Here is a 15,313-nt window from a genome sequence, read left to right as displayed (position 1 = left end):
GTGGTACGCGGGCTGTAACAAAAGGCTTCCCGGTTTTAACCACACCGGGGCCTTAACCTAATTTAATGAAGGAAAAAAACAACATACAAAAATTGTCTCCAAAGAGAGAAAGATTCTGTCAAGAGTATCTCATTGACTTGAATGCAACTCAAGCAGCTATTAGGGCAGGTTATTCTAAAAGAACGGCCAAAAGCCAGGGACAACGATTGTTGACTTTTGTTGACATCCAAAAAAGGATTCAAGCTCTACAAAAAGATACCCAACAGAAGGTTAATATCAGCAAGGATCAAATTTTAATGAAGCTGGTATCTATACTCGAAACTAATTTTACAGATTTTTTTGAAGGGCAGAAACTTAAACCATTTAATGAGCTTACACCGACTCAAGCTTTAGCTGTCGAATCATTCAGAGTAACTCCAAACGGCATTAACTACAAATTAGCTTCCAAGCTTGGAGCAATTGACAGGTTAAATAGAATGTTGGGTTACGAAGCTCCGCAAAAATTATTAATGGAAATTGATAACTGGAGTGATGAAATGATTGATGAATTTTTACTTAGAAAATTGGAAAACTATGACAAGAGACATCATAAATGATATGTCTAGGGAGGAAAAGATAAGTCTACTAAAAGGGTTAGCTGAGGGAACTGTTGAGATGATTGGAGGTGAACCTTTTGATATGGGACCAGATAGTTTTGCAGGTATAGTTATGAAGGATGGTAAAGAGTACATAGGTACGGATTACAACGCTGAGTTACCTCCCGATTTTTGGGATAGGTTTCAAGGTTCTTCTATTTTAATTCCGGACAATGGTCGTTATGAATGGTCAGGGACAAAAAGACAGTAAACAGTAACGAAAATTGGCAAAATGTATAAAATATGGGAATAGTTAAAAATAAGGGTATTTGTAATTAATTGAAATAGTGAAAGTTAAATTTTTTCACATACTCTATTAATCACAATGTTAATCATAGGACAATGAAAAACGAGACAAAAAAGAAGGAAAAAATACGATATATCACACCTGAACAATTCCACGATGAAACATTAAAACACATTCGTTTAAGTCTCCGGAATTTGCTTTTCAGGTACCAAATAAGTTACCGGATTGAAACAGACCCGGAGCAAAAGAAAAAAAAGCTAGAAGTATGGGAGCAAACAAAAAAAGAACTGGGGCAAATTGAAGCTGTACTGGATATTGCTTGCAGAGAGAAAATAGAATCCGTTACAGTAAAAACATCCTCCGGGACTGTTTACGATTGCTCTCAGGTTAAACCTTTGGAATTAGGGGATAATGAGTTGAGTAATCTATTGGTCAATCTTTCAAAAACGATGAAATGAAAGGAAAAATGATTGTGACTAACATGGGTGCCATGTTCCGGGCATTGGATAAACAGGTGAAAGATGCAGAATGGCAAACGCAGCAACTTTTAAAATACGCAGGGGAACAGTTTCTACGTAGGGCTCGATTAAATAAAGAATTTAAAGATGACACCGGAAATTTACAGTCCTCCATTGGCTACGTTGTAGCGAAAAACCGCCGTATCATAATTAATGCAATAGAAGGGCTCGAACCCGAAAAACAAACAGCAAAAGGTAAAACATACGGAGTTAGGTTAGCTGAAGCAATAATAGCTGATTATCCTATGGGATATGTGTTGGTTGGTGTGGCAGGTATGGAGTATGGGGTTTATGTTGAGGCAAATGGTAAAGATGTTATTACCGGCTCAATTCCTCAGACAAAGAAATTAATTCGTGAAATAATGGACGAGCTTAAAAAATAATTGTTGAACTAAAATATTTTACAATGTCAGTAGTTGGAGGAATACAAGGGCTTCATTTCATCAATACCATGAGTAATGATGAATTAAGACGCAAATCGTTAGAAGCGGAGGGAATAATCGGGAATTTGGCAAATTCTGTTAAGCGGGTTGATGTATGGGCGCCACTGGCCGCCGGCGCAATATTTGCGAAAATGAGTAAAGAAGCATACGATTTTTCAAAAGACTATGAAATGGCCATGAAAGAAGTTCAGACCATTTCCACAGCTACACAGGACAATTTAAAAGGGATATCGGATGCTATCCTAAATATTTCAAAAGGTGGTCCCGATGGAGGTGTCGAACTTTCAAAAGCATTCTACCAGATTGTAAGTGCCGGGTATGACGGCGCCAAAGGGTTAGATATTCTTAATGTAGCCAGTAAAGCAGCAACGGCAGGGTTATCGACAACAGCAACGGCGGCAGATGGATTGACAACCATTATCAACGCATGGGGATTGGAAGCCGAGAAAGCTACTGAGGTGGCCGATATCATGTTTAAAACTGTAGAGAGGGGTAAAACTACCTTTGGAGAATTGGCTGCTAATATTGCACAGGTTGCGCCATTGGCAGCCGCAAATAATATTGATGCAGATGAGATATTTGCAGCTATCCAAACCATAACAAAACAGGGTACTTCCACCAGTGAAGCATTTACACAAATAAGGAGTGCCATTATTGGTATGAACGATGCTCTTGGTGATGGTTGGGCAGATACAATGACCTTTCAGGAAGGTTTACAAGCTGTACGTGATATGGCCGGAGGTTCACAGAACAAACTGAAAGAATTAATAGGCAGGGTTGAAGGTGTAAACGCTGTACTTGCAACCACTGGTAAAAATGCAAAAGGAGCAGCGGAAGATTTAAACTCACTTGGAAAAGAAGCAAAAGGCGCCACTGATAAAGCATTCGGTATAACGTCGGAAGCTGAGGCCAATCAATGGAAAATGGTTTGGAATAATATTATTGCATCGTTCTCCGGATATGGCGACAAGCTTGTCGAAAAAAGCAACTCAATCGCTAAGATAATTAACAAGATATTCCAGGATAAAGACGGTATTCAAAAGGTTGTTACTGATTTGTACAAGGCACAAACAGAAATGAGTACACTGTTTGGTGTTCTAAATGATGCAGCCGACGGAACCGACAGAAGAGCAAAAGCAATCCAGACCATAAATGAAAAGTACGGCAAATATCTTGAAAACCTGTTAACTGAAAAATCAACCTTAGAAGACATTGCCATTGCCCAAACAAATGCTACACGCGCAATGATGGCTGATGTTGCAGTAAAGACGGCTGACCAGGAGATTTATCAAAAGATGGGTGAATACCAATCCAAAGAAAGAAATCTTTTGGAGGATATGGTAAAATACGTTTCCGACACAAGGGGAATGTCAACGGCTGGTTTCTTTGTTGAAGATTTACAAAAAGGGATTGACAGGGCTATGAAAGAAAATCCGTACAATGTATGGCGCTCTATATATGATAATTGGATTCAAAGATATGACCCCGGTTCTTTGAAGTTTGGAGAGTTTAAAGATGATTTCATGAAGGCTGTAAATGAAAGGATTGGATTAAGTCAGGACACAAATGAAATTAACCAGTGGGTAAAACGTTACCGTGATATTTTATCAGAATTGAATATTGATGAAACAGGGGGCGGTGTTGGTGGAAGTCAGAAAGAAGCATCTGCCAGGGCTGCAAGAAATGAAGATGAAGAAAACTATTTAAACATTCTTCGCCAGATTCATGCCCGTGAAGTTGCTTTGGCAGAGTTAACCAATGTAACAGAATTCCCTTCAGATGAGGCCAGAAAAGCCAATCTTGAAGAAAGGTTACGGCTATTAGAGGAAATCAGGGGAATAGAAGAAATGGCCGGGAAATACTATGAAAACCTTCAAATAAAAACCAAAGGAGCTCCTGTTATTTCCGGTGAAAAGGAAGTTAAGGAAACCCTTAAACCAATGAAACAACTCACCACTGAGGAGCAAAAGCAGTTAGAAATACTTTACCGGCAAATAAACGGTTTAGAGCTCCAACGCGATTTATACGAAGAAATTTCAAACGGCTTGAGTGATGTATCAGAGGTAATGGGAGCTTTGAGTTTCGCAGTAGGTGAATTCGATGAGGAACTTGGGTCAGCCATCGGGAAAATGGCCGATTTAGCTTTTAACGCTTCCAGTGCTTTTACAAATTTGTCAGTAGGGAATATTCCGGGGGCCATTGCATCCGGTTTGGGAGCAATTGGAAATGTAATTGGGTTGCTTGCAAAAAATGATAACACTGATGAATTAAAAAACTCTTTGGACGCAATTAACCGGAGCCTTGAAATTCAGGCATCGCTATTGGCTTCAATTTCGGGTGAAAACTGGTTTGCATTAGCCGGTAAACAGGCAGCTGATTATAAACAAAAAATTGAGGACGTTAATAAAGAGTTAAACCGGATGAATATATACACCCGTGATGAGTATAAAACTCTTCAGGAAGGGTGGAAACAGCATCAGGAAAACTTTCCATTCTTTAAAGGTAACAGGCCAATCAATTGGAGCGAATATCTCGATATGAGAAATTATGTTTCTGAAACTACAGGATGGGATATTGATAAGTTTATTGAGGCATGGGGAAATGGTGAAATAGTTCTTTCGGATGATGCGAGAGAGGTTATTAATGAAGCTATAGAGGCTCAAAAAGGGCTGGATACGTTATATTCTGACTTAACCTTACTTACAGGCGAGTCTCTGGCTGATTCAATTATACAGGGATTTAAAGAAGGCAAAACAGGAATGGAGGCGTTTGCATCAGACTTTGAAGATATGATGAGAGACGCTGTTCTTAATTCATTAAAAATATCATCACTAACTCCCCTTTTGCAACAATGGAACGAGGAGCTTTATAATTATATGAATGATTCCGACGGATTAACCGAGACTGAAATTGAGCTACTGAGATCAAAATTTGCCGGGATACTTGAAACAGGAAAGAATTTACTTGATATTGCTGAGGAAGCCAGCGGGTTAGACTTAACAGGTGCAGGCTCGGGTTATGAATCTCAGAGCGGTTCGGCAATTACAGCCACAGAAGAAAGCGTATCTCTTTTATATGGCCAGCTTACAGGCATGAGAATAGACCTCGGTAATATGGATGACACCATGCTCCGGCAGCTAAGTATTGCTGAAGATTCGCTGGAAGTTCTGGAAGATATCAGGGACAATACAGCGGAGTTACATGAAATAAGAAAACACACAAAGGAAACCGCTGAACAGATTAGAAAGGCCGTATTATAACAATATTCTTTTTACTTTTCATATTTATATGTCTCTTTTTGACTCATGACATCCGCCCGGGTTAACACCTGGGCGGTTTTTTTGCTCTCCAATGATAAAAATTATTGTGTTTATTATTGTATTGTTGTAACTTGTTTACTTATATAGTGTTAGCTGGAAGCAAACTAACTATATCAGACTTCAATTGTAAATATTATGACTCAGGAAGAATTTGATTTAGAGAAGCTGAAAATCAAAAGGAATAGAGAACGGTTTTGGGTAGGAACAGTAGCCATTGGAATTGTTTCACTAATACTAAATCATTCAATTCAAAATAGCAAGATTGAATTTGAAAGAGTAAGGCAAGAAAATGAACACCTTTCTCAGTTTGTTAACTACGCAATAGACAAAGATCTCGAGGTAAGAAGAGATATTGCCGAATATTTTGCAAAGATGTCATATTCAAATGAATCTCGTAACAGGTGGATAGTTTATAAAGAATCAATTGAGGCATTGGTTAATACAAAGTATTTATTATATAATGATATTGATTCTATTGAAACTGGCAGAGATTTATTGTACAAACAATTATCAGAAGCTAAATTTTCGCTATTAAACAATCCTGACGATGAAGAATTGAAATATCGCATAACCGAATTAACCGGGATGATTAATGGAAAGCAAAGTGAAATTGTAAAAAAGTCTGCTCAACTTCAAAGAATAGAAACAACTCCGAGGTCTTCACTGGAATATTCTAAACCCAGTTGGTTTATTGCTGCAGAAGATGAAATGCAAAAAAATATAGTTGAAATACCTGGCAAGGAAGACAATCCAGAAATATTGAAATATGCAAAAGAGTCAAATATTAAAGGAATTACTAACGATGAAATTCCATGGAATTCAACTTTCTTAAATTGGTGTTTTTATCATGTTGGAATAAATGGTAGTGGAAAGGCAAATAATCGCTCTTGGTTAGATTGGGGAATGGAATTAGAAGAGCCTCGAATCGGATGTGTTGTTGTTCTTTGGGCTGAAGACGTAAGCTCATGGAAAGGACAAGCTGGGTTATATACAGGGGAAGATAGTGAAAATGTTTTTCTGTTAGGTGGCAATCATGATAATACAATAAAAATAAAAGCTTATCCAAAGGAAAGAATATTAAGTTATAGATGGCCTCTGTGAATCACTTTAGAGATAAATTTTTTAATTATCCGATTAGGAATTGATTCAGTTTGGATTGAAAACAAGGCTGTTTTTTTGACCATCTAGTGGTTTATAATGTAAATCTTCTCCTGAAAGAATTAAATCCGGTATTCCAGTTGGGAACGCTTCACATGAGTATTTTCCCCAGGTATAATATTTGCATTTTGGGCAACTGCTTTTGTACAGGTTTAAACCCTCGTGACGATCATCGAGTGTATTTTCTGGATTGTTTTTCATAATCCTTGTCGACGCTTCCATGCTTCGTATTTGTCTCTTCGTATAGCCAGCCTCCGCGGAGTTATCAAAACCATTGGGAGCGGATTAAATTCATCCTTCATTAATCTGTCGATGGTTTTGCGAGAGCGTTTTAAATCGGCCATAATGTACTTGGTGTAAAGTAGCTCGGCGCCGTTTACGGGCTTTTCATCTTTAGGGTTGAGTTTTGATTCAATCCTTTCCAGCCTATCATTCATAGCGTTATATCCCTGAATTAAGGCTTTTAAATCAGCTTCCCTGACTATAAACATCCGTTCGCCTTGCAAATCTTCAATTTTCATTTCTTACTGGTAACAGTTAATTGAGTGCCACAATTAGGGCATTTAAAATTGAAATCGGTTTCAGTGTCTTTGGTGGGGGTGAATAGGTCCCTGATATCTACATCCAAAGCAATAGCAATATTTTGAAGTAAATCAGGTTTTGGGAAGTTTCGTTCCTGAACAATATTTGTTATCGTAGATGGAGTTACACTTGTCATTTTAGCTAACTGCTTTCCGGTAATTCCTTTGTCCTTTAAAATTTCCTTTATTCGCAACATATCATTAGAGTTATTTATATCACAAATATACAAAACATAAATAACTTTCATGCTTTTTTGTAAAAAACTCAAATAATATTTGTATATAATTAAAACGTTGTTTAAATTTGTAGAGTAAAAACATGAAAGATATTTAAGTTTTAATATAAAAAAGGCAAAATGAATAACGTACTTACAGCAGAAATGCCCGACAACAACAACCTAAGCGGAGCAAAAATGAGAGAAGCAAAAAAGCGAATGGTAAACGAAATGGGTTTGCAGGAATATCTTAACTCGTACGAACGCTATTTAAACAAACAGTGGTTAACTAATGATGAAATACAGAAAGAAATGGACTGCGTACGTTGGGAAACCATTGCTGAAATACAGAAAAGTTATCAATACAATTAAAAAATACAAGCATGAGAATTTTAGCTGAATTACCACACGCAAGAATAGTCAGGTACGGAAATCATAAAATGAAGTTGATAACCTTCAATACTTTAACGGTTGAAATGTCTGGCAAGGATGAACTTTCATGCATCGTATCAAAAGAAGATTTAGAACAGGCGACATCATGTAGTACCGGTTCTATCGACCTTCAATATCTTATTTCATTTAAACGAAACAACTTAAAATAGAAAGATATGAGAATCCAGGTATCAGGAATGAGAATCAATACATCATGTCTTTCGGGTGGTGAAAGGAAGATTGTAGAAAGGCTGGCCAGAAAAGCCGGTAGTAGTAATTTGGCCCCAAATGAACAGAAGTTTTTGCGGGATATGAGTAAGAGAAGTTCTAATTATTAATCAAAATAGATTCATTATGGAAAATGTAATTCAATACAAAGACGGAACAATAAAAAGGTATGTCTCGTTAGACTGGCATCCCGTTTTAGACTCCAATCCTTATGCAATCGGGTGTGAGGTTATTGATAAAGCTACATCAAAATTAAATGACCTTGGCATAGACTTATACAGTGAAAACATTGATGATTGCGTGGTTAAAGGGTCGATAGTTGAAGTACCGTATAACGGAGGTTTTTTTGTTTACAATGTAGAGCATGACATGATTTTGGGTTATGAAAAGTGAGTTGAAATATAATATTAATCATAAAATACTTAGTGATATGGAAAATCAAACATTTGAATTTACAATCATGGCAAACGGTCAACCCCATAAAATTAAGATTGACGGTCATATTATGAAAATAGGTCCTTCAAAAATTGACCTTCGAGGACTTTACAGAATTTTTGAGAAAGCAAACGGTAGTAAATATGCTATTGCATTAAATGACCAAAATATATGCGTTTCTCAGTTGATGGCAGCGGTAATTAATGGAGAAACCGACGCAAAAGACATTGCACCAGCTGTGCCCTATGTTTTCTTACTTCATCAATTAGCCGAAGATTTAAAAACTTTAGAAATTAAATAAAATCAATGTATTATGAATAAAACAGTAGAAAAAAGAATTAATGAAGAATATGTTGCTGCAATGGCAGTAAGTAACATTTTTTCTGGTATGCAAGCGCTTGGGGATTTGGAAATTGTAGTTTCAAGTAATTATGCATACACACTTTACACTTTAGTGGCTGATAGTTTGTCAAAATTAATGTTTGAGCTGACTGACATACAAAACGAAGCTGAAATAGGAAACAACATCTTGAGATATGCTCATTCGTTAGTTGAAAATTGTAGTCCAGATCCATGGAGTCATAATGAAGTCATAAAAAATACGGCGCTACAATCACTTTCTGTTTTTAAGGATAAAATCCAGAAAGATAAACAAGAAATGCGAATTGATGAGCACAAAAATAGAGAGGCCACATCAGAATAGTAAATAAAAATTCAGGTCAATCAAACCTTCCTCCGGGGAGGTTTTTTTATGCCTTTATTGTTTTAACTAGCTCAATTACTTTTTCAAACATATTTAACTGAACCAGGCTCCACATAAAGCCTATAAACAATACAATACCGATTACTGAAATGCAAGTAACAAATAGATAAAACATCAAAAGTGTTTTATGATTAACTTCAACATTCTCAAATGAGAAAATCCAGAATTTAATTTTTGAAATTTTTGTTTCATTAATTTCACTTGTAGCAGGTCTTTTTGCCTTCGAAACTTTCTTTTTAGACATAGTTGTCGCATTAAAAATTTGAAGTTTCGAGAGCGCCCTGCCTCGCCCTGCGAAATAGTAAAATCAGGTTCGAAAAAAAAAGGACAGATTTTCAGTCAACTATATCTGTTTGATATTTAGAGTTTTAATATTTTTAGAAAAAATGATTTGTGGAAATACCTGAAATTATCTCAATTTTTTACCATAAATGAGGTATTGAATCACAGCCCGGGCTCAATTAATTTTGGATAGTAACAAAATTTATACGTCATGAATGTAAGAGAGCGTTTTATTCAAATCAGAAAACAACTTCAGTTGACTCAATCCAAATTTGCTGAAGAGCTGCAAGTATCGATTGCTTATGTCGGTGCAATTGAATCAGGTAAAATTAAATCAGTAAGTAAAAAAGTGTTATACCGGATTCATGAAAAGTTCAATGTAAATTTTAACTGGCTCTTGGCCGGAAATGGTGAAATGTTTGTTCAGTAAGGTTGTACTCCCAAACGCACTTGCACCCATACCCCTAAAAGCGCGCTGAACCCATTTAAAAAAGCTCTTCCGGATCTGGAGAGTTAGAAGAATCGTTTTCTAAAATTTTAGAATTCGGTTTTTCTGTATCTTCAGAATAACCTCAAATAAGTTTATATTTTGAATAGATGACTACTGGAAAATCAGCTGTTCAAATTGCCTGGTTCTCGGCATGAAATATTTTAATAATGCAGATCTAATCTAAATTGCAAGAACAGTCCAGAAGATAGTAGGTTAATCATTTCAATTTTTGTTAAATTTGGTAGTAACCAAACTATCTTTAACCCAAATGGATGAGAGGACTAAGATTACAATTCGACGAACAGGAATGATAGGTATTCTTGTTTTTGGTCCCTGGCTATATATGAGGAATGAGAACTCTCCTTCTCTGGAATATATATCGATGTTTCTAGTTGCAGCTGCGATTATTAGCGTAATGTTTTGGATAAAAGGAGAAGTAGAATGGGCTGAATTTAAAAAAAAGAATCATCGACCTAATGAGACCTATAAAAGCTCGAAATCAAGTTTCGCAGATACGCTTGGACTTATTGCTTCAATAATTACAATAATCGGAGCTATTATATACGTGGTTAAAGTAATTTCATAACTCATAAAACTTATTTATGGATACTCTCATTACAATCCTTATAATTATCGGAGCCATTGTTTTCTTCTCATACTTGACAAGAAAAGATAACAAAAACTATTCTTCAAAAAGAGTCAGAAGTGAAGGTGACGATTTCATGAATGAAGTTGAGCGCGAGACCAAAGAATTAAGGGAGTGGAATAGACAATGGAGTTTGGTTAATAGTCCAGTTGTTAAATTCAATAATAAGGGAATAGAATATGAAAAAAGCGGAATGATAGACAAAGCAATTCTTGAATATGAAAAATGTATGGTTCATATGTACAAGCATATTGGAGGCCCTTTTATGAAGAGCTTTGCTCGCCATTCGCCAAACAGATTGAGAATCCTTTACAAAAAACAAAAACATCCAAAAGAAAAAGAATTTCTGAGGGAATACATAAGTAAATGTAAAGAATATTCAATTGAATGCCCGGATATTTTTAAAAGACAACTTGATAAAATTAAATCACATAATTAATAACAATAAAATTTAAACCAATGGCTAAATTTATGACTGCAGAAGCTGAAAACGGAGAACCGTTAGTGATTAATATGGACAAAATTGTTTATGTAGTTCCAAAAAACCAGGGGAATACAATGGATATTCATTTTAGCAAGAAAGCATTAAGAATTAAATGGAAGCTTGACATTGTCAGAGTATTAAAAGAAAATGGTTATGAAATGATTGATAGAGAAGTTTAAGATGCTGTTAAATAACTTTTAGTATCCAAGAACAAGGGCTTCAGATAACCTTCCTCTAATTCTAAAATAAATAATAGAAATAAATCAACTATGAAAACTGCAAATTTAGAGCAAATAAAGGTTTCTTCATGCATAAATGGCGGGAATCCACCTTTCGAACTTGAAATTTACATCAGAGTTAAAATTTTTATTATTGGTTTAACGGGTAGTCAGTTGGCAAATAAAAAGGAGTTGGAGGAAAATATTATAAACCAACTTTCTAAAAATTTACAACTTACTCACCATGACTTTTCTTTCTCTGTTGAGAATAAAAACGAACCTTATCAAATAAGTATCGATGTTTCTTGTATTTTTATTATTCCCAAATTACAGAGAAATGTGTTCTCAGAAGCAAACGATTTAGTTTATAAAGTATTGAAATCCTTTCAAGCGAACGCTGTAAGTATCAAATAAATTCCAATATGTCGTTTTGATTGGTTGGGTAATTGAAAACTGGACCCAAATTCAGGATTGGATTTCAAATATTTTATAAAATACTGTTACCCCGTTTAAATATTGGCTTTTGCCGAGACAAATTAAAAGGGTTACCCCCAGGGTTGGCCCTTTTTATCCTTTTTTCATAAAATGAAAATCTAAAAATAATTCAAATTGATTATTTGACATTCACGCCTAAGATAGATTACAAAACTCATCACCGAGGTAGCGAATTAGAAAACTGTTTTTTGTTTGTTAATATTTAATTTCGTGTTACAAGATTAATTTAATCAGCTTATATCTTAACCCTGTCTCGTAAATTTATCGTATTTTTGTGGAAAATAAAGTTAATATTTGATGAATATTTCCAGAGTTTATTTTTAATTTCAAAATGGAAATTTCAAATTTATTTGATGAAATGATCTTTTATTTTATATTAGATTTGTTAGAAAAAAGTAATTTAATAAAATGGAACCCGGAAAACAATATAAAAATCCACCTTTAGTTGAAGTTGTTTTTGAATTGTTTTTTAACTCAAAAGACTGGCAGCCAATAGTACCGATATTGTTTTATGATAAAATAAAGACAGTCTTACCAAAAGTTGGACAAAACTCTGCAGTAAATATTGAATTAAACAAAAAATCTTTAAGACTATTGGGAGGAAATGAAAATATTTATCAGTACAAGAGCAATGATGGAAGTACACTCGTTCAGCTTTCAGATAGACTTTTTACTGTAAATAAGTTGCCACCTTATCATGGCTGGGAGTCATTCTATAATACTATAAAAATTGCTTATAGCTTTTTTAAAGAGATTATGCCGGAAGTCGACATTGAGAAAGTAGGTTTTCGGACGATTAATAAAATTGATGTAGGAGATCATAATTTGGGTAAAATAAAGGAGCATTTTAACTATTACCCAGTGTTACCTGAAAATGTTGATAATAATACAAGTTCAGTTGATTTGCGTGTTGAAAATAGCATTGTTCCAAATGAAGAAGTATTAGCTTTGAAACTTCAGACAATAAAACAAGAACCCGGATACGTGGCTCCTGTTCTGTTTCAATATTACGTGTTGAGGATTGAGAAAGTTCCCAATGATGTAATGGGATGGGTCTCAAATGCACATAGTGTAGTGAGAGAAACCTTTTCAAAAAGTTTAACCAATCATAGTAAACAGAAATTTGATGAGCAGTGAAAATATATTTAATTGGTACGATAATATATGTTCAAATTCTGTTATAACAGAATGCATAGAACCTATTGCTGAGAAACTTGACTCGCCCTCACTAAAGTCTAAAAGTTTTCTTGTCGAAAATGGGTATTCTATTGTATTACAACGAATCCAATTGAAGGAATATCTTAGTGATTTGTTCAGGTTTGCATCTAACTATAATGAAATAGATTTTCTAATCGAAAATGCGCTGTTAATCGAATATCTGCCAATTTTCCATGGGTATTTTAAAAAAAATATTCATAATAAGTTTTTATTAGAGCTGGAACTATTCTCAGAAGCCCCTAATTGGAAGACGTTGTTTATTAATGTTTTTTCTAATATGGAATGGGAAGAAAGCGATAAGCTTTCTGAAGACTTCATTGATATTTTAGCTGATTTGGGAACTGAATTGATAGATAAAATTAATATCTCTATTGAACCTTATGCGCTTTAATCCTCGAGATTTTATTACTATTGCTGAAGAAATTAGCAATGGAAATACGGAAGCTCATTATCGGTCTCTCGTTAATAGAGCATATTATGGAGCATTTGGTTATATTAAAGATCAACTGAATATTATAAATGAAGGATTTAGTGTTCATCAAGAGGTCTACAACCAATTACTTAGATCTCCAGATATTTCAAAACAAAAGGCGGGAAAAAAGTTAGAACAGCTTTTAAAAAAGAGAAATCAAATGGACTATCGTTATGCGAAGAATATCAAACCATTTGAAATTCAATATACTATCCAAACAGCTAAGAGTATTATCAAATTATTTGATGAAAGTAATACTCAAGAGGAAAGTTAACCAATTTCTCGGATATTTCTTTCTTGGTTTCGGATTCAAAAACAACTATATTTTTTGGGCAAAAGTCTTATGGTGTCCTATATGTGTCCCAATTAAATAAAAAAAGCCTGATAGTATTCTAACTGTCAGACTTTTATATGATTGTATTGGTAGCGGGGGCAGGACTTGAACCTACGACCTTTGGGTTATGAGCCCAACGAGCTGCCAACTGCTCCACCCCGCAATATATCTTTATTTCAATGAAATTTCCTCGTAACGGGTTGCAAATATAATAGCTTTTATGGAATCTGCAAAAATTCAATTCAGAATATTTAATACATAAAAAACAATTTTTTCTAAAATACTTCAATTCCCGATTTTTTTTACGAAATTTAAATTTTTGATATAAACACTAAATCTAATATGTTATGAGTTCAAATCAATCCAGGAGAAAGTTTATAAAAGATTCAGCAACTACTGCTGCCGCAGCATTGGCTGTGCCAAGTATCATTCCGGCTGAGGCTTTTGGTGCAAATGACCGAATTAATGCAGCCGTTTTGGGTATTAATGGTCGTGGGAAAAGTCACATCCAGGGCTTTATGGTTCAGGATAATGTAGAAGTAACAACACTTTGCGATCCGGATATGAATCTTTTGAAACAACGACAAAAAGATTTCAAGGATAAATACAACAAAGATGTCGCATTGGAACAGGATCTTCGTCGTATCATGGATAACAAAGACATTGATGTAATTAGTATTGCTACTCCAAATCACTGGCACTCGCTTGCTGTAATCTGGGCGTGCCAGGCGGGAAAAGATGCTTATGTTGAAAAACCCGGTTCACACAACATTTGGGAAGGCCGTAAAATGGTGGAGGCTGCTGAAAAATACGATCGTATTGTTCAGCATGGTGTTCAGTTGCGCAGTTCGCCGGCTGTTAACGAGGCTATTGGTTTGTTAAGAGACGGATACATTGGTCGCGTATATATGGCGCGTGGATTGGTTTTTCGTTGGCGTCCAAGTATTGGCGATGCAGGTTTTGAACCGGTTCCGGATGGAATTGATTATGATCTTTGGACTGGTCCGGCAATGAAAAGACCTTTCACAAGAAATTTAGTTCACTATAACTGGCACTGGACGTTCGAATACGGAAATGGGGATGTAGGTAATCAGGGAATCCATGAAACTGATTTGTGTATGTGGGGACTGGATGTTGGTTTGCCAACAAAGATAACTTCAATGGGCGGTAAATTCCTCTGGGATGATGCAAAAGAAGTACCGGAAGTTCTCACTTCAGTTTATCATTATCCTGAAGAAGATAAAATTATTCAATTTGAAGTTCGTCCGTGGTGTACAAACACGGAAGAAGGAGTTACTGTTGGAAATATTTTTTATGGCGACAAAGGTGTTCTTGTTGTTGATGGATACGACAGTTATAAAACATATTTAGGTCAGAAAAGAGAACCTGGTAAATCAGGCAGCGACGGAGCGATGTCCGGATCTGAATATGACAGAGGCGCCGGTGGTACTGACGGACATTTTGCAAACTTTATTGAAGCCGTTCGTGCCCATGATAAAACCATTTTAAACGGACCGGTTGAAACAGCTCATCTTTCTTCAGGATTGGCGCATTTAGGCAATATCGCTTATCGTTTAGGACGTGTGTTGACTTTTGACCCGGATTCTGAGCGATTTGTAAATGACGCAGAAGCTGATAAATTGCTGAAAAGAAATTATCGCCCTCCTTATGTAATTCCGGAAAATATATAATTTATAAT

At 35.5% G+C, this 15,313-nt stretch carries 25 protein-coding genes and 1 tRNA gene; 21 read left to right on the top strand and 5 right to left on the bottom strand.

Annotated elements, in window-relative coordinates; genetic code table 11:
• Nucleotides 1-65: 65 nt before the first annotated feature.
• From GM418_RS10900 to GM418_RS10875, 6 genes are all read left to right on the top strand, one after another.
• On the top strand, nucleotides 66-596 hold the full coding sequence (locus tag GM418_RS10900) for a terminase small subunit (protein ID WP_158865964.1): 531 nt from the start codon (nucleotides 66-68) through the stop codon (nucleotides 594-596).
• Nucleotides 574-846 (top strand): hypothetical protein, encoded by a 273-nt coding sequence (locus GM418_RS10895; RefSeq protein WP_158865962.1) that lies wholly within the window; start codon nucleotides 574-576, stop codon nucleotides 844-846. Before GM418_RS10900 ends, GM418_RS10895 begins: the two co-directional genes overlap by 23 nt.
• A gap of 131 nt (nucleotides 847-977) precedes the next feature.
• Nucleotides 978-1,340 carry a hypothetical protein gene (locus tag GM418_RS10890; RefSeq protein ID WP_158865960.1) on the top strand — a complete coding sequence of 121 codons (363 nt, stop codon included), beginning with the start codon at nucleotides 978-980 and terminating at the stop codon, nucleotides 1,338-1,340.
• Nucleotides 1,337-1,783 (top strand): hypothetical protein, encoded by a 447-nt coding sequence (locus GM418_RS10885; protein WP_158865958.1) that lies wholly within the window; start codon nucleotides 1,337-1,339, stop codon nucleotides 1,781-1,783. The genes GM418_RS10890 and GM418_RS10885 overlap by 4 nt, the downstream gene beginning before the upstream one ends.
• Before the next feature lie 23 nt (nucleotides 1,784-1,806).
• Complete coding sequence (locus tag GM418_RS10880) at nucleotides 1,807-5,103, top strand: phage tail tape measure protein (protein ID WP_158865956.1); 3,297 nt, start codon at nucleotides 1,807-1,809, stop codon at nucleotides 5,101-5,103.
• A gap of 195 nt (nucleotides 5,104-5,298) precedes the next feature.
• Complete coding sequence (locus GM418_RS10875) at nucleotides 5,299-6,264, top strand: TIGR02594 family protein (protein WP_158865954.1); 966 nt, start codon at nucleotides 5,299-5,301, stop codon at nucleotides 6,262-6,264.
• Nucleotides 6,265-6,309: 45 nt separating this feature from the next.
• Here the strand turns inward: GM418_RS10875 and GM418_RS10870 are convergent, their stop codons facing one another.
• From GM418_RS10870 to GM418_RS10860, 3 genes are read right to left on the bottom strand one after another with little or no spacing between them, the layout of a single operon-like run.
• Nucleotides 6,310-6,522, bottom strand: a complete 213-nt coding sequence (locus GM418_RS10870) for a hypothetical protein (protein WP_158865952.1) — start codon at nucleotides 6,520-6,522, stop codon at nucleotides 6,310-6,312.
• Nucleotides 6,519-6,842: a hypothetical protein gene (locus GM418_RS10865; RefSeq protein ID WP_158865950.1), complete on the bottom strand. Its 324-nt coding sequence runs from the start codon at nucleotides 6,840-6,842 to the stop codon at nucleotides 6,519-6,521. The genes GM418_RS10870 and GM418_RS10865 overlap by 4 nt, the downstream gene beginning before the upstream one ends.
• A complete protein-coding gene (locus GM418_RS10860; protein ID WP_158865949.1) occupies nucleotides 6,839-7,099 on the bottom strand; it encodes a helix-turn-helix domain-containing protein in 261 nt (86 codons plus the stop codon). The genes GM418_RS10865 and GM418_RS10860 overlap by 4 nt, the downstream gene beginning before the upstream one ends.
• A 159-nt stretch (nucleotides 7,100-7,258) precedes the next feature.
• Here GM418_RS10860 and GM418_RS10855 point away from each other — a divergent pair, with 159 nt between their 5' ends.
• The 6 genes from GM418_RS10855 to GM418_RS10830 are packed head-to-tail and all read left to right on the top strand — an operon-like array spanning nucleotide 7,259 to nucleotide 8,915.
• Nucleotides 7,259-7,489 carry a hypothetical protein gene (locus GM418_RS10855; RefSeq protein WP_158865947.1) on the top strand — a complete coding sequence of 77 codons (231 nt, stop codon included), beginning with the start codon at nucleotides 7,259-7,261 and terminating at the stop codon, nucleotides 7,487-7,489.
• Between the two features lie 11 nt (nucleotides 7,490-7,500).
• Complete coding sequence (locus GM418_RS10850) at nucleotides 7,501-7,719, top strand: hypothetical protein (protein ID WP_158865945.1); 219 nt, start codon at nucleotides 7,501-7,503, stop codon at nucleotides 7,717-7,719.
• 6 nt (nucleotides 7,720-7,725) lie between these two features.
• On the top strand, nucleotides 7,726-7,887 hold the full coding sequence (locus GM418_RS10845; protein ID WP_158865944.1) for a hypothetical protein: 162 nt from the start codon (nucleotides 7,726-7,728) through the stop codon (nucleotides 7,885-7,887).
• A gap of 16 nt (nucleotides 7,888-7,903) precedes the next feature.
• Nucleotides 7,904-8,170, top strand: coding sequence for a hypothetical protein (locus GM418_RS10840; protein ID WP_158865943.1), 267 nt, complete (start codon nucleotides 7,904-7,906; stop codon nucleotides 8,168-8,170).
• Nucleotides 8,171-8,207: 37 nt separating this feature from the next.
• A complete protein-coding gene (locus tag GM418_RS10835; protein WP_158865942.1) occupies nucleotides 8,208-8,513 on the top strand; it encodes a hypothetical protein in 306 nt (101 codons plus the stop codon).
• 12 nt (nucleotides 8,514-8,525) lie between these two features.
• Entirely contained in the window at nucleotides 8,526-8,915 is a 390-nt protein-coding gene (locus GM418_RS10830; RefSeq protein WP_158865941.1) for a hypothetical protein, read from the top strand.
• A 46-nt stretch (nucleotides 8,916-8,961) separates the two neighbouring features.
• Here GM418_RS10830 and GM418_RS10825 read toward each other — a convergent pair whose 3' ends face one another.
• Nucleotides 8,962-9,219 (bottom strand): hypothetical protein, encoded by a 258-nt coding sequence (locus GM418_RS10825; protein WP_158865940.1) that lies wholly within the window; start codon nucleotides 9,217-9,219, stop codon nucleotides 8,962-8,964.
• A gap of 249 nt (nucleotides 9,220-9,468) precedes the next feature.
• Here GM418_RS10825 and GM418_RS10820 point away from each other — a divergent pair, with 249 nt between their 5' ends.
• The 8 genes from GM418_RS10820 to GM418_RS10785 all read left to right on the top strand — a co-directional run bounded on the left by GM418_RS10820 (nucleotide 9,469) and on the right by GM418_RS10785 (nucleotide 13,554).
• A complete protein-coding gene (locus GM418_RS10820; protein WP_158865939.1) occupies nucleotides 9,469-9,687 on the top strand; it encodes a helix-turn-helix domain-containing protein in 219 nt (72 codons plus the stop codon).
• A 403-nt stretch (nucleotides 9,688-10,090) separates the two neighbouring features.
• Nucleotides 10,091-10,333, top strand: coding sequence for a hypothetical protein (locus GM418_RS10815; protein WP_158865938.1), 243 nt, complete (start codon nucleotides 10,091-10,093; stop codon nucleotides 10,331-10,333).
• Nucleotides 10,334-10,349: 16 nt separating this feature from the next.
• Nucleotides 10,350-10,832 (top strand): hypothetical protein, encoded by a 483-nt coding sequence (locus tag GM418_RS10810; RefSeq protein ID WP_158865937.1) that lies wholly within the window; start codon nucleotides 10,350-10,352, stop codon nucleotides 10,830-10,832.
• A 20-nt stretch (nucleotides 10,833-10,852) separates the two neighbouring features.
• Complete coding sequence (locus tag GM418_RS10805; protein WP_158865936.1) at nucleotides 10,853-11,056, top strand: hypothetical protein; 204 nt, start codon at nucleotides 10,853-10,855, stop codon at nucleotides 11,054-11,056.
• A 90-nt stretch (nucleotides 11,057-11,146) separates the two neighbouring features.
• Nucleotides 11,147-11,509: a hypothetical protein gene (locus tag GM418_RS10800; protein ID WP_158865935.1), complete on the top strand. Its 363-nt coding sequence runs from the start codon at nucleotides 11,147-11,149 to the stop codon at nucleotides 11,507-11,509.
• A 489-nt stretch (nucleotides 11,510-11,998) separates the two neighbouring features.
• Complete coding sequence (locus GM418_RS10795) at nucleotides 11,999-12,727, top strand: TIGR04255 family protein (RefSeq protein WP_158865934.1); 729 nt, start codon at nucleotides 11,999-12,001, stop codon at nucleotides 12,725-12,727.
• Nucleotides 12,717-13,199: a hypothetical protein gene (locus GM418_RS10790; protein ID WP_158865933.1), complete on the top strand. Its 483-nt coding sequence runs from the start codon at nucleotides 12,717-12,719 to the stop codon at nucleotides 13,197-13,199. Before GM418_RS10795 ends, GM418_RS10790 begins: the two co-directional genes overlap by 11 nt.
• The gene (locus GM418_RS10785) at nucleotides 13,189-13,554 is read left to right on the top strand and encodes a hypothetical protein (protein WP_158865931.1); all 366 of its coding nucleotides are present in this window, start codon (nucleotides 13,189-13,191) and stop codon (nucleotides 13,552-13,554) included. Before GM418_RS10790 ends, GM418_RS10785 begins: the two co-directional genes overlap by 11 nt.
• Nucleotides 13,555-13,701: 147 nt before the next feature.
• Here the strand turns inward: GM418_RS10785 and GM418_RS10780 are convergent.
• Nucleotides 13,702-13,777 (bottom strand) — tRNA-Met (locus GM418_RS10780).
• Between the two features lie 184 nt (nucleotides 13,778-13,961).
• On the opposite strand from GM418_RS10780, the gene GM418_RS10775 reads away from it, so the two are divergent.
• Nucleotides 13,962-15,305, top strand: coding sequence for a Gfo/Idh/MocA family protein (locus GM418_RS10775; protein ID WP_158865929.1), 1,344 nt, complete (start codon nucleotides 13,962-13,964; stop codon nucleotides 15,303-15,305).
• Nucleotides 15,306-15,313: the final 8 nt, after the last annotated feature.

It is taken from the genome of Maribellus comscasis, assembly GCF_009762775.1.
In the GTDB taxonomy this organism is placed as follows: domain Bacteria; phylum Bacteroidota; class Bacteroidia; order Bacteroidales; family Prolixibacteraceae; genus Draconibacterium; species Draconibacterium comscasis.
Note: the sequence above shows the minus strand (reverse complement) of the source record. Positions and strands in the feature narration are given on the sequence as shown.